Raw genomic sequence first — 13,615 nt, 5'->3', positions numbered from 1 at the left:
TGGCTGAATACGCGTAGTCCTGGGGGAAGCGTCCTTCATTCGCAGCAGGGCGGACGCCGCAAATTTTGTGCTGTCAGTTGATCCACTACCCCGATGGATCAATTGTTGAAGCGCCCGTCGCCGAGTGGTGACGGGCGTCTTTTTTTGTACCGCGATCCGGCGCGGCGCCGCCCGCCCGATCGCGCTGCGTTCTGTATCATGTGCTGGCGTGCCTGGCCGCCCGTGCGGGCGCACGGCCTGCCGGCGCGCACGACCACGCGTTGCCAACATGAACGATAAAGTCCTGCACGACTCCTCAACCGCCGGCGTCGATCCGGCCGCGCTCGATGCGCTGCACACGTTCGTCGAACGTCATCCGCGCCTGCTCGTCCTGACCGGCGCGGGCATCAGCACCGATTCCGGCATTCCCGGCTATCGCGACCGCAACGGCCAATGGATGCGCTCGCCGCCGATCCAGCTCCACGAATTCCTCGGCTCCGATGCCGCGCGGCGACGCTATTGGGCGCGCAGCATGATCGGCTGGCCCGTCGTCGGCCGTGCCCGGCCGAACGGGTCGCACGTTGCGCTGGCGCGGCTCGGCGGCGCCGGCCGGATCGAGCGCCTCGTCACGCAGAACGTCGACGGCCTGCATCAGCGCGCGGGCAGCGATGACGTGATCGAACTGCACGGCGGGATCAACGGCGTGACGTGCCTTGGATGCGGCGCACATCATGCGCGCTCGACGATCCAGACCGTGCTCGAAGCCGACAATCCCGAGCTGCTGGGCGCGCAGGCCGAGCCGGCCGCGGATGGCGACGCGCACCTCGAATGGGCCGGGCTCGACACGTTCCGCATCCCGGCGTGTCCCGCGTGCGGCGGCCTGCTGAAGCCGGCGGTCGTGTTCTTCGGCGAGAACGTGCCGCGCGAGCGCGTGGCGCTGGCATCGGAGGCGCTCGAGGCCGCCGACGCGCTGCTCGTCGTGGGCTCGTCGCTGATGGTGTATTCCGGCTACCGTTTCTGCGTGTGGGCGCAGGCCCAGCACAAGCCGGTCGCGGCGCTCAATCTCGGCCATACGCGCGCCGATCCGATGCTGACGCTGAAGGTCGAGGCGCCGTGCGCACCCGCGCTCGACGCGCTCACGGCACGGCTCGGTCTGCGCGGCAACACAATGGAGCATGCATCTTGACTGACGCCAAAACCTCGCCCGATCCATCCGCGCGGCTGCTGGCGCCCGCGGCCGAACGCAACCGCGAGCCGATCCTCGACGTGTTGCGCCGCGTGCTGCCGGCGAGCGGCAGCGTGCTCGAAATCGCGAGCGGCACCGGCCAGCATGTCGTCCATTTCGCCCGGGCATTGCCGGGTTTGCGCTGGCAGGCGAGCGACCCCGACGAACAGGCGCGGCACTCGATCGCCGCGTGGATCGCGCATGCGGGCCTCGCGAACGTTGCAGGTCCGTTGGCGTTCGACGTGCGCGACGCATCGTGGCCGGTCGCGGTGCTCGACGCGATCGTCTGCATCAACATGATTCATATCTCGCCGTGGGCCTGCACCGATGCGCTGTTTGCCGGCGCGTCGCGCGTGCTGCGGCCGGGCGGCGTGCTGTTCCTGTACGGCCCGTACCGCCGCGAAGGCCGGCACACGGCGCCGTCGAACGAAGCCTTCGACCTGCAGTTGCGCGGCCGCGATCCGTCGTGGGGCGTGCGCGATCTCGAGACCGTCGTCGCGCTCGGCCTCGATCGCGGGCTCGACTGCATCGAGGTCGTCGAGATGCCGGCGAACAACCTGAGCGTCGTGTTCCGGCGCCTGCCGCACGCGGAGCAATGACAGGCAAGCGCGCATCGCCGCCGGGTTTCCACTATCCTTTCGCCTGTGCGCGTGGCCCGGCTCGGGTCGCGCCCCGTTTTTTCCGGAGAATTGACTAATGGGCAAACAAGCAATCGGTGTGATCGGGCTCGCGGTGATGGGCCGCAATCTCGCACTCAATATCGAGAGCCGCGGTTACGCGGTGTCGGTGTACAACCGCAGCCGCGAGAAAACCGACGAACTGATCGCCGAATTCCCCGGCCGCAACCTGGTACCGACCTATACGCTCGAAGAATTCGTCGCATCGCTCGAGACACCGCGCCGGATCCTGATGATGGTGAAGGCCGGCGAGGCGACCGATGCGACGATCGCATCGCTCAAGCCGCTGCTCGAGAAGGGCGACGTGCTGATCGACGGCGGCAACACGCACTTCACCGACACGATCCGCCGCAACCAGGAACTCGCGCAATCGGGCCTGCATTTCATCGGCACCGGCGTGTCGGGCGGCGAAGAGGGCGCGCTGCGCGGCCCGTCGATCATGCCCGGCGGCCAGCGCGACGCGTACGACCTCGTCGAGCCGATCCTCAAGCAGATCGCCGCGAAGGCGCCGTCGGACGGTGAGCCGTGCGTCGCGTACATGGGCCCGGACGGTGCGGGCCACTACGTGAAGATGGTCCACAACGGCATCGAATACGGCGACATGCAGCTGATCGCCGAAAGCTACTCGGTGCTGAAGGACGTCGCGGGCCTGACCAACGACGAACTCGGCGCGGTGTACACCGAATGGAACCAGGGCGAGCTCGACAGCTACCTGATCGAGATCACGTCGAAGATCTTCGGCAAGAAGGACGAAGAGACCGGCAAGCATCTCGTCGACGTGATCCTCGATCGCGCCGCGCAGAAGGGCACCGGCAAGTGGACGAGCCAGAACGCGCTGGATCTCGGCGTGCCGCTGCCGCTCATCACCGAGTCGGTGTTCGCGCGTGTGCTGTCGTCGCTGAAGACCGAGCGCGTCGCGGCCAGCAAGATCCTGTCGGGCCCGGCCGCCGCGCCGTTCGACGGCGATCGCGCCGCGTTCGTCGAAGCGGTGCGTCGCGCGCTGTACCTGAGCAAGGTGATCTCATACGCACAGGGCTTCGCCCAGTTGCGCACGGCGTCGGAAGAGTACGGCTGGAACCTCGATCTCGGGACGATCGCGAAGATCTTCCGTGCGGGCTGCATCATCCGCGCGCGCTTCCTGCAGAAGATCACGGACGCCTATGCGAAGGATCCGGCGCTCGCAAACCTGCTGCTCGACCCGTATTTCAAGGACATCGCCGCGAACTACCAGACGGCGCTGCGCGACGTCGTGGTCGCCGCGGTGAAGGCCGGCGTGCCGGTGCCGGCGTTCGCGTCGGCGGTCGCGTATTTCGACAGCTACCGTTCCGAACGGCTGCCGGCGAACCTGGTGCAGGCGCAGCGCGACTTCTTCGGCGCGCACACGTTCGAGCGCACCGACAAGCCGGGCAGCTTCCACGCGAACTGGTCGTAACCGGCTCGTGGGGACAGCATTGTTGCGAAAATCTATTCTATGAATAGGGTTTTTCTATCCCGGATGCCGACATTGTTGGCTCCGGGGAAACAGTGTTTTCGTTCTTTCATGGTTTTCCCTAGGTGCTGCCGGGACTAAACTCTGTTCCATCGCTGCAGACATGGTGTGTGCGGCGGAGCAAAAAAATCCCGGAGGTAATCATGAAATCGCTGATCGCAACGTTCGCTGCAGCTGCTGTCCTCGCCGTCCCCGCCGTCTCGTTCGCCCAACAGAACGCGCCCGTCACCCGTGCCCAGGTGAAGGCCGAACTGGCCCAGCTGCAACAGGCCGGCTACAAGCTGGGCAGCGACCGGACGAACTACCCGGAAGGCATCCAGGCTGCTGAAGCCCGCGTGAACCCGCAACAAAACGTTGCCGCCGCCGACACGACCGGCTACGGCGCGCAACCGGCCGCTGGCCAGGAATCGGGTGCCCCGGCTGCTGCCAAGACCGGCTGGCAAGTCAAGCGCATCGCTGACGGCGCGCCGGTCTACAAGGGTCGTTAATGGTGCGGCCGCTTCGACGGCTGGATCCGACCCCCAGTAGTACAAACAGCCCGTCGTTCCGCATAGCGGAACGGCGGGCTGTTTTCATTGGTGGCACGAAATGCGCCGGCGCTCAGTGCAGCGAGTGCCTGCCTCGCCCGATATCGCGGAACAGCGCTTCGGCCGGTTCCAGTACCTGCAGCCACGTTTCGTCGTAGCCGCTCAGCGTGTCGAGTGCGTCGCGCAGCCGTTCGATCGCGAGGACCGGCAGCTCGACGCTGTGGCGCGTGGCGCCGGTCAGGTGCGTGACGCTTGCCAGCTGGACGAGCGCGTCCGCGGCTTCGGCGACGTCGGTCGCGAACAGCAGGTGCCGGTTGAGCAAGTCGACCAGACTGCTGGAGCCGGCGAAATCGTCGGCGTCGAGCTGCACGGAGAGAAACGTCGCATTATTCATTGTCATGCTCCTCGTTGTCGTTGGCTTGTCCGCTGCATCACCGAGTATAGGTGGCGATCCGGGTGGAGAATATGACGGGGCCGATACGCCGAGCGACGGCGGCCAGACAGGCGAAAACCCGGGAGAAACCCGCCGGACGGCCCGCTCGGCAAGGGTTGCAGGCCGCCGGTGCCGCGGTGCGGCACCGCAAGATTGTTGCCGGATCGGGCAACTGTCGCGGCCTTGACCGCGACAAATGGTATCTTTGCCGATCGGACGACGCGAAAAAGGGGCCGATGAGCCCGTTCGCACCAACGTTCCGTTGTGGAAACTGACGGCCGCGAGAGCGGTCGGATACTGGTTGATCCGGCCGTTCGGCCGGACATCGTGCGTCGCGCGCCGGGGGGCGGTGGGCGGCGCAACGACGCAAATCCGGGAGGACCCTTGAGAGAAACTATTCCCATCCACGATGCGCTGACGCGCTGGTTGCCGCAGGCGGCGCTCGTTGCCGCGGCCATCGCGCTGACGGGCTGCACGATGACGCCGTGGACCGACAACTGGCAGCCGGCACGCCAGTCGACGCCGATGTCGGCTGCGACGCCGGGCGTGATTGCCGGTTATTACCGCGTGAACCCGGGCGATACGCTGGCGAGCATCGCGAGCGCGTACGGGCAGCGCGTGCAGGACGTGGCCAGCTGGAACCATATGGCGCCTACCGACGCCGTGTCGCCCGGCCAGGTGCTGCGCGTCGCGCCGCCGCAGGCTGCGACCTCGCAGCCGTCCGCAGCGGGCGCCCAGCCGGGCTCGCTCGCGTGGCCGGCCACCGGCGTCGTCGCGACGCCGTTCACGGCAGGCAAGACGCGCGGCGTCGTGATCGCCGCTTCCGGGCCCGACCATTCGGTGCGGGCCGCGGCAAACGGGCGCGTGGTCTATGCCGGGTCCGGCGTGAAGGCTTACGGCCCGCTCGTGATCCTGAAGCACGACAACGGGCTCATCACGGCCTACGGGCACAACGGCAAGCTGCTCGTCAACGAGGGCGACGCGGTGCGTCAAGGCCAGCCGGTCGCCGAAATGGGTACGGACGCGAGCGGTCGATCGACGTTCGAGTTCGAAGTCCGCCAGAACGGCAAGGTCGTCGATCCGATGAACTTCCTGCCGCGCAACGGCGGCTGACCCGCCGCCTTGCCACGTGTGCGCCGGGCGGCGCACACGTTCCCGACTTCCTCTTCCCCCTTCATCCTTCCCTGAGTGTCGCAGTGCCGGGCCGTCTCACGTGATTGCCGAGCCAGCGTATGCCCAGTGCGAGCGCCGCCGCGCCGAGCGCGATCAGCGAGCACTGGATCGCGACCGGCAGGTAGCCGTGCGGCCGCGGATCCACGAACGGGTAGGGGTACCAGTTCTCCAGCGCGCCGCGCACGAGCGTATAGCCGAGATAGACGAGCGGAAAACCGAGCCACGCGAACGCGCTGCGTCGCGGGATCGGCGAGCGCGGTTCGACATACAGCCAGTCGCACAGCATCACGAACGGCACGATCCGGTGCAGGGCCCAGTTGTTGAAGGCCGGTGTGATGTGGTGCAGCGCATCGAGTCGCGCGAGCAGGATTTCGTAGACGATCGCGGTGATCAGCACGTACAGCACGGCGGCGCCGCGCATCGATTCGTAGCGGGCCGAGCCGCCGGGGCGCGCGATGCGCCAGAGCCCGGCGGCCAGCATCGCGGCCGCGTAAAGGCTGCTCAGTTGCGTAAAGTAGCTGAGGTAGTTGCCGAGACGAAAGTCCGGCAGATGCCAGTAGCTGGCGACGCTGTGCAGCGTGGTGGACACCGCGAGCAGCGCGGCGGTCAGCCGGTAGGCCGCAACGAAGAACGCTTTGCTCATGATGCCCGCGAGCCGTCGCACCAAAGCTTCATCGTGCCCACAGCCGGTGCGGCGCGCGATGCGGACTTTCCATAGGCGGGCGCCGTGCGGCGCGCGTTGACGATTCGTCGGATATTTGACCGCGCCGCGCGAATCCGGACGCCCGTGCGGCTACAATCGACACAGCTCTGCCGGGCTGCCGGCCGGTTGCGGCCTGCGACCCTCCCCGCATACAACACGAGACACAGCATGAGAAACATCCTCGCGAAACAGACGCGCTACAGCTCGCCCGCGATCTTCTTCCACTGGGCCATCTTCCTGCTGGTGGCGCTGGCCTACCTGGCCATCGAGATTCGCGGACCGAAGGGCAGCGACAGCCGCGTGTTCTGGATGAACGTGCACCTCCTCGCGGGTACGTTCGTGCTCGTGCTGTCGGTGCTGCGCGTGTTGTGGCGGGTCGTCAGCCGGGTGCCGGAGGCCATTCCGCAGGCGGCGCTGCTGCGCTGGCTCTCGAAGCTCGCGCATTTCGCGCTCTATGCGTTCATCATCGCGCAGCCGCTGCTCGGCATCATGATGGTCAACATGGGCGGCAAGCCGGTGTCGCTCGACTGGCTCGGCGTGTCGTTCACGCTGTTCGGCCCGGACAAGGCGCTGCGGCCGACGATCAAGGAGGCGCACGAGCTGATCGGCAACGCGTTCTACTTCGTGATCGGCCTGCATGCGCTGGCTGCGCTCTATCATCATTTCATCCGGCGCGACGACGTGCTGCGACGCATGGCGCCCTGATCGCGACGTTCGGAAAAACGCAGCAGGCGGGGATGCATGGTTGTGTTGACAACCATGCGCCCCCGGTTCGTTTACGTGCTTCCGCGCTGGTCATTACGTTGAACATTCTGTAACATCTCGGCTGTTTTTACATTCCGCTTACTCGTCGCCGAGCATGCTGCACCGATATCGTCACCTGACCGCCTGGCTTGGCGTGCTCGCGATCTGGATCGCGATCGCGGCGCCGCTGGTGTCGCAGTGGCGCATCGTGCAGGCGGCCACGCCCGACGCAATCGTCTGCAGTGCCGAGCATGGTGCGCATCGGTCGGCCGATGCGGGCAGCATGCACGACCATGCGCTGCATCTCGATGCATGCGGCTACTGCGGCTTCTTCGCCCATAGCCCCGCGATCGGCGCACCTGCCGCCGCGTCGTTCGGTTCCATTCCCGCCGTTTCCGTTTCCACCGCCGCGCCGCCTGCCTTCGCGGCGCGTGCCGACCGCTATCCGCGCGCCTATCCGCGCGCACCGCCCGAGCGCGCCTGACGCGCTGTTATCCGTTCTTACCACCGCCGATATCCGTGCGGCCCGTCGCGGCCGCGTGGAGGGCGTCACTCGGGCTTTCGATCATGACCAATTTCCAGTTGCGTGCGCCGCGGGCGTCACGCAATGCCTGTACGCGGCGCGTGCCGCGAATGTTGAAACTTACCGTGCCTGCGCTGGCCGCCGGCGCGCTGGCCGCGAGTGCCGCGGCGGCCGAAACGGCACGTGCGGCCGACGTGCCCGTGAACGAGGTGGCCGCGCCGCTGCCGCCCGTCGAGGTTGTCGCGTCGCCGCTGTCGACGCCGCTGGTCGTCATCACGAATCCAAAGGCGCCGCGCCAGCCGCTGCCTGCCAGCGACGGCGCGGATTACCTGAAGACGATCCCCGGCTTCACGTCGATCCGCAGCGGCGGCACCAACGGCGACCCCGTGCTGCGCGGGATGTTCGGCTCGCGGCTGAACATCCTGGCGAACGGGATGCCGACGCTTGGCGCCTGTCCGAACCGGATGGATGCGCCGACGTCGTACATCGCGCCGGAAAGCTATGACAAGGTCACCGTCGTGAAGGGGCCGCAGACCGTGCTGTACGGTCCCGGCGCATCGGCCGGCACCGTGATGTTCGAGCGCGTGACGCCGCGTTTCGAGCGCCCCGGCATGCGTTTCGACGGCAGCCTGGTCGGCGGGTCGTTCGGCCGCAACGACCAGAACATCGACCTGACGGCCGGCACGCCCGACGTCTACGGCCGCGTGACCGCAAACCATGCGCATTCGCAGGACTACAAGGACGGCAACGGCAACACGGTGCCGTCGCAGTGGGACAAGTGGAACGCCGATGCGGCGCTCGGCTGGACGCCCGACGACCACACGCGCGTCGAGCTGACGGCCGGCACCGGCGACGGCTATGCGCGCTACGCGGGGCGCGGGATGGACGGCGCGCATTTCCGTCGCGAGACGTTCGGCCTGTCGTTCGACAAGCAGCATCTCGGCGACGTGCTCGACCGGATCGAGGCGCGCGTGTACTACAACGAAGCCGATCACGTGATGGACAACTACACGTTGCGGCAGCCCGACCCGACCAGCAGCATGCCGATGCGGATGGCAGCCGACGTGCGTCGCCGCACGGTCGGCGCGCGTGCGGCCGCGACCTTCCGCTTCGGCGACGACTTCAAGCTCGTGACGGGTGTCGACGCGCAATCGAACCGGCTCGACTCGCGCTCGTCGATGGGGCAGCAGAACTACCGCGACCAGCCGTGGGATGCCCAGGCGACGATGTGGAACGCGGGCGTATTCGGCGAGCTGACGTGGTATGCGAGCGAAGTGTCGCGCGTGATCGGCGGCGCGCGCGTCGACTATGCGAGCGCACGCGACAAGCGCGCGATGACGAGCGGCATGATGATGAGCATGCCTAACCCGACTTTCGACGACGATCGCGCGCGCGTGCTGCCGAGCGGCTTCGTGCGCTACGAGCGCGATCTCGCGTCGCTGCCCGTCACGTGGTACGCGGGGATCGGCCATGCGGAGCGTTATCCCGACTACTGGGAGCTGTTCTCCGCGACGCGCGGGCCGGCCGGTTCGGTCAACGCGTTTTCGGCGGTGCAGCCGGAGAAGACCACGCAGCTCGACATCGGCGCGCAATACAGGAGCGACCGGTTCGATGCGTGGGTATCGGCGTACGCGGGCTATGTTCAGGACTTCATCCTGTTCAACTACGCGGCCGGCATGATGGGCCCGACCACGCAGGCGACCAACGTCAATGCGCAGATCATGGGCGGCGAAGTCGGCGTGTCGTGGCGGCCGGTTGCGCCGCTGCGCATCGAGACGTCGCTCGCATACGCGTGGGGGCGCAACGTGGCGAGCGGCGATCCGCTGCCGCAGATGCCGCCGCTCGAGGCGCGCATCGGGCTCGAATACACGCGCGGCGCATGGTCGGCCGGCGGCCTGTGGCGAATCGTTGCGCCGCAGCATCGCTATGCACTGAATGAGGGCAACGTGGTCGGCAAGGACTTCGGCCCAAGCGCCGGATTCGGCGTGCTGTCGCTGCATACGCAGTACAACGTCAGCAAGACCGTGCAGATCTCGATCGGCGTCGACAACGTGCTGAACAAGGCCTACACCGAGCATCTGAACCTCGCCGGCAACGCGGGTTTCGGCTATCCGGCGAACGCGCCGGTGATGGAGCCGGGCCGGACTGCCTGGGTGCGCGTAAGCGCGAAGATGTAGCGTGCGGTGCGTGTGCGTTGCAGCATGCGTGCGCATGAACGCGGCCCCGCCCGAACGGGCGGGTCGCGTCAACCGATTAGAGAACCGTATCTAGTCAGGGCGCAAACGTTCGCGACTCGTGCTTCACTCCCGCATTCGACGCACACGGTGCTTGCAACGATTGCGATGCATTGTGCGCGTCGATCCGGTTTCATTCTCACCGGCAGCACAATAATCAGGAGAACATGCATGGCCAGATCGATGCGTTCCAGGGTGGTGGCAGGGGCAGTGGCATGCGCGATGAGTGTTGCGCCGTTCGCGGGGACGACGGCGTTGATGACCCTCGCGACGACGCAGGCGGCGATGGCGGCAACCGCGCCCGTCGACAACTATGCGACGACGCGCTACCCGATCATTCTCGTGCACGGACTCACGGGCACCGACAAGTACGCGGGCGTGCTCGAGTACTGGTACGGAATCCAGGAGGACCTGCAGCAGCATGGCGCGACCGTCTACGTTGCGAACCTGTCGGGCTTCCAGAGCGACGACGGCCCGAACGGGCGCGGCGAACAGCTGCTCGCTTACGTGAAGACGGTGCTCGCCGCGACCGGCGCGACCAAGGTCAATCTCGTCGGCCACAGCCAGGGCGGGCTGACGTCGCGTTATGTCGCGGCCGTTGCGCCGGATCTCGTCGCGTCGGTGACGACGATCGGCACGCCGCATCGCGGCTCCGAGTTCGCCGACTTCGTGCAGGGCGTGCTCGCTTACGATCCGACCGGGTTGTCTTCGACGGTCATTGCCGCGTTCGTCAATGTGTTCGGCATCCTGACGAGCAGCAGCCACAACACGAACCAGGATGCGCTGGCCGCGCTGCAGACGCTGACGACCGCGCAGGCTGCCACGTACAACCAGAACTATCCGAGCGCGGGCCTTGGCGCACCGGGCAGTTGCCAGACCGGCGCACCGACGGAAACGGTCGGCGGCAACACGCATCTGCTGTATTCGTGGGCCGGCACGGCGATCCAGCCGACACTTTCGCTGTTCGGCGTGACGGGCGCGACGGATACGAGCACGATTCCGCTCGTTGATCCGGCAAACGCGCTTGACCCGTCGACGCTCGCGCTGTTCGGCACGGGCACGGTGATGATCAACCGCGGTTCGGGCCAGAACGACGGGGTCGTGTCGAGGTGCAGTGCGCTGTACGGCAAGGTGCTGAGCACGAGCTACAAGTGGAACCATCTCGACGAGATCAACCAGCTGCTCGGCGTGCGCGGGGCGTATGCGGAAGATCCGGTCGCGGTGATCCGCACGCATGCGAACCGGTTGAAGCTCGCGGGCGTGTGATCGATGACGGCACGTGAAGGGCGCGCGCCGCTGGCGCGGCGCGCTGCGATCTATGGGGTCGTGGGGCTGGCGGCGGTTGCCGGCGTCGCGATGTGGAGCAGTGCGGGATGGCATCGCGGCTCGGGTGCGGCGGGCGATTCGCCGGATGCGGCGGCGGTGGGCGGCGTGGCGGCGCCACCGCTGCCGGCCGCCGTGCCGTCGAGTGCCGGCCTGCCGCCGTCGCTGGCCGGCTCCAGCGCACCGCGGCTGCCGCTCGATGCCGGCGGCCATCTCGCGAAGTCGCGCGCGGTGCGCGATTTCTTCGACTACTGCCTGACCGCGCAGAGCGACCTGAGCGCGGCCGCGCTCGATGCATTCGTCGTGCGGGAGATCGCCGCGCAGCTCGACGGCACGGTCGCGCAGGCCGAGGCGCTCGACGTATGGCACCGGTATCGCGCGTATCTCGACGCGCTCGCGAAATTGCGCGATGCCGGCGCGGTCGACAAGTCCGACCTGGGCGCGTTGCAGCTCGCGCTCGATCAGCGCGCGTCGATCGCGTACCGCACGCTCGGTGACTGGAGCCAGCCGTTCTTCGGTGCGGAGCAGTGGCGGCAGCGCTATGACCTCGCGCGGTTGAAGATTACGCAGGATCGCTCACTGACCGATGCGCAGAAGGCCGAACGGCTCGCGGCGCTCGAACAGCAGATGCCGGCCGACGAACGCGCCGCGCAGCAGCGGATCGACCAGCAGCGCGCCGCGATCGACCAGATCGCGCAATTGCAGAAGAGCGGTGCGACACCCGATGCGATGCGCGCACAACTGACGCAGACGCTCGGCCCGGACGCCGCCGCACGCGTCGCGCAGATGCAGCAGGACGATGCGTCGTGGCAGAGCCGCTACGCCGATTATTCGGCGCAGCGTGCGCAGATCGAATCGGCTGGCCTGTCGCCGCAGGATCGCGACGCGCAGATCGGCGCGCTGCGGCAGCGTGTGTTCACGAAGCCGGGCGAAGCCGTGCGCGCGGCATCGCTCGATCGCGGGGCGGGCGGCGCGCAATGACGCGGGCGTTGCCGCGCGTGGCCGGCCTCATGCGACGCGCACGACGTCCCGCGGCAAATGTTGCTCGATGGTGTCGGCGAGCGTGTCGAACGCGGGGCCGATGCCTTCGTGCGCGACGCACGCATAGCCGAGCAGCAGGCCCTGCCGCGCGGTGGCGAGGTTGTTGTAGTAGCTGGTGAGCGGGCGGACGATCACGCCGGCATCGAATGCGCTCTGCGTGACCGCGCGATCGTCGCAGGCATCGGGCAGGCCGAGCACGAGATGCAGGCCGGCCTCGTCGCCCATCACGGGCAGCGCATCGCCGAAGCGTGCGCGGATCGCGTCGATCATCAGTTGCCGGCGCTCGCCGTACAGCGTGCGCATCCGCCGGACGTGCGAAGTCAGGTGGCCGTCCATGATGAATTCGGCGAGCACGGCCTGCTGCATCAGCTGACCTTCGCGGTACAGTTCCGACAACCCGGTGCGGAACGTGTCGACCAGATGCTCGGGCACGACCATGTAGCCCATCCGCAGCCCCGGGAACAGCATCTTGCCGAGGCTGCCGACGTAGATCACGCGGCCGCCGTCGTCGAGCCCCTGCAGCGACGCGAGCGGGCGGCTGCCGTAGCGGAACTCGCTGTCGTAGTCGTCCTCGATGATCCAGCAGCGGTGCTGGCGCGCATATTCGAGCAGCATGCGGCGTCGCGCGAGGCTCATCACCATCCCGAGCGGGTACTGATGCGACGGCGTGACGAGCACGAGCCGCGGTGGATGCTGCATGTCGCTCGCGCGCGGGTCGAGCCCTTCCTGATCGACCGGTACCGGCGCGAGCGTGAGGCCGGCCGCCTGCAGGACGCTGCGCACGCCCCAGTAGCACGGCTCTTCGACCCACGCGCGATCGCCGATGTCGGACAGCAGCCGCACTGCCAGGTCGATCGACTGGTGAATGCCCGTCGTGATGATCACCTGGTCCGGCGAGCACTTGACCGAACGCGCGACGCGCAGGTAATCGGCGAGCGCACGCCGCAATGGCCGGTAGCCGCCACCGGGCGCATAGGTCAGCAGTTCGGGATTCGCTTCCTTCCACAAGCGCGCCTGCAGGCGGCTCCACGTGCGGCTCGGGAATTCCGACACGTCCGGCACGCCCGGCATGAACGCGCCCCACTGGCGCCGCGATACACCCGCATGCTCGATCAGTTGACGGCCGCGCGTCGACAGGCTGCCTTGCGCGTCGGGCAGCGGCAGGTCGTCGGCGGCTGACGGCGACGACGCGGCACCCGGCACGTGGATCGCGGCGGTGTCCGGCCGCGTGTCGGCCACGTAGGTGCCGCTGCCGGTCGTCGTCAGCACGTAGCCCTCGGCCGTCAACTGGTCGTACACGTGCAGCACGGTATTGCGCGCGATCGACAGGTCGCCCGCCAGCGTGCGGGAACTCGGCAGCTTGGTTCCTGGCCCCAATTCTCCGGTCAGGATGGCCTGCTGCATCAGCTGCAGCAGCTGCCGGTACATCGGCTCGGGCGAGCTGCGGTCGAGGCGGGCGGAGAGCCAGTCGGCGACGATCACGGTGTCCAAAGTGGTCCCATGCGGAATATTGAAATGGTTCCCTATTGTAGAACCGTGTGCGC

General features: G+C 67.5%; 13 protein-coding genes. 10 read left to right on the top strand and 3 right to left on the bottom strand.

The features are described from left to right. The first annotated feature begins 268 nt into the window (after positions 1-268). The 4 genes from AC5LXK_RS27000 (at position 269) to AC5LXK_RS26985 (ending at position 3,858) form a co-directional block, all read left to right on the top strand. Positions 269-1,165, top strand: coding sequence for an NAD-dependent protein deacetylase (locus AC5LXK_RS27000; protein ID WP_493391717.1), 897 nt, complete (start codon positions 269-271; stop codon positions 1,163-1,165). Then, entirely contained in the window at positions 1,162-1,803 is a 642-nt protein-coding gene (locus tag AC5LXK_RS26995) for a DUF938 domain-containing protein (RefSeq protein WP_493391716.1), read from the top strand. Before AC5LXK_RS27000 ends, AC5LXK_RS26995 begins: the two co-directional genes overlap by 4 nt. A 97-nt stretch (positions 1,804-1,900) precedes the next feature. Then, complete coding sequence (gene gnd, locus AC5LXK_RS26990) at positions 1,901-3,313, top strand: NADP-dependent phosphogluconate dehydrogenase (protein WP_027791098.1); 1,413 nt, start codon at positions 1,901-1,903, stop codon at positions 3,311-3,313. 200 nt (positions 3,314-3,513) lie between these two features. Beyond that, the gene (locus tag AC5LXK_RS26985; protein ID WP_175883489.1) at positions 3,514-3,858 is read left to right on the top strand and encodes a DUF4148 domain-containing protein; all 345 of its coding nucleotides are present in this window, start codon (positions 3,514-3,516) and stop codon (positions 3,856-3,858) included. 112 nt (positions 3,859-3,970) lie between these two features. On the opposite strand, the gene AC5LXK_RS26980 is transcribed toward AC5LXK_RS26985, so the two are convergent. Continuing rightward, complete coding sequence (locus tag AC5LXK_RS26980; protein ID WP_493391715.1) at positions 3,971-4,291, bottom strand: hypothetical protein; 321 nt, start codon at positions 4,289-4,291, stop codon at positions 3,971-3,973. A gap of 423 nt (positions 4,292-4,714) precedes the next feature. Between AC5LXK_RS26980 and AC5LXK_RS26975 the strand changes: the two genes are divergently transcribed. Then, positions 4,715-5,443 carry a peptidoglycan DD-metalloendopeptidase family protein gene (locus AC5LXK_RS26975; RefSeq protein ID WP_493391714.1) on the top strand — a complete coding sequence of 243 codons (729 nt, stop codon included), beginning with the start codon at positions 4,715-4,717 and terminating at the stop codon, positions 5,441-5,443. 61 nt (positions 5,444-5,504) lie between these two features. On the opposite strand, the gene AC5LXK_RS26970 is transcribed toward AC5LXK_RS26975, so the two are convergent. After that, positions 5,505-6,146, bottom strand: coding sequence for a Pr6Pr family membrane protein (locus tag AC5LXK_RS26970; RefSeq protein WP_493391713.1), 642 nt, complete (start codon positions 6,144-6,146; stop codon positions 5,505-5,507). A gap of 228 nt (positions 6,147-6,374) precedes the next feature. Here AC5LXK_RS26970 and AC5LXK_RS26965 point away from each other — a divergent pair, with 228 nt between their 5' ends. From AC5LXK_RS26965 to AC5LXK_RS26945, 5 genes are all read left to right on the top strand, one after another. Next, entirely contained in the window at positions 6,375-6,911 is a 537-nt protein-coding gene (locus tag AC5LXK_RS26965) for a cytochrome b (protein WP_493391712.1), read from the top strand. Positions 6,912-7,065: 154 nt separating this feature from the next. Beyond that, positions 7,066-7,434: a DUF2946 domain-containing protein gene (locus AC5LXK_RS26960; RefSeq protein ID WP_493391711.1), complete on the top strand. Its 369-nt coding sequence runs from the start codon at positions 7,066-7,068 to the stop codon at positions 7,432-7,434. A gap of 83 nt (positions 7,435-7,517) precedes the next feature. After that, positions 7,518-9,650, top strand: coding sequence for a TonB-dependent copper receptor (locus AC5LXK_RS26955; protein ID WP_493391710.1), 2,133 nt, complete (start codon positions 7,518-7,520; stop codon positions 9,648-9,650). A gap of 228 nt (positions 9,651-9,878) precedes the next feature. Next, complete coding sequence (locus AC5LXK_RS26950) at positions 9,879-10,973, top strand: esterase/lipase family protein (protein WP_493391709.1); 1,095 nt, start codon at positions 9,879-9,881, stop codon at positions 10,971-10,973. A gap of 3 nt (positions 10,974-10,976) precedes the next feature. Beyond that, a complete protein-coding gene (locus AC5LXK_RS26945) occupies positions 10,977-12,011 on the top strand; it encodes a lipase secretion chaperone (RefSeq protein ID WP_493391708.1) in 1,035 nt (344 codons plus the stop codon). Positions 12,012-12,038: 27 nt separating this feature from the next. On the opposite strand, the gene pdxR is transcribed toward AC5LXK_RS26945, so the two are convergent. Beyond that, positions 12,039-13,562, bottom strand: coding sequence for a MocR-like pyridoxine biosynthesis transcription factor PdxR (gene pdxR / locus AC5LXK_RS26940; protein WP_493391707.1), 1,524 nt, complete (start codon positions 13,560-13,562; stop codon positions 12,039-12,041). Positions 13,563-13,615 lie beyond the last annotated feature (53 nt).

This window comes from Burkholderia pulmonis, assembly GCF_984667975.1.
This window is presented reverse-complemented; position numbering and strand designations above follow the sequence as displayed.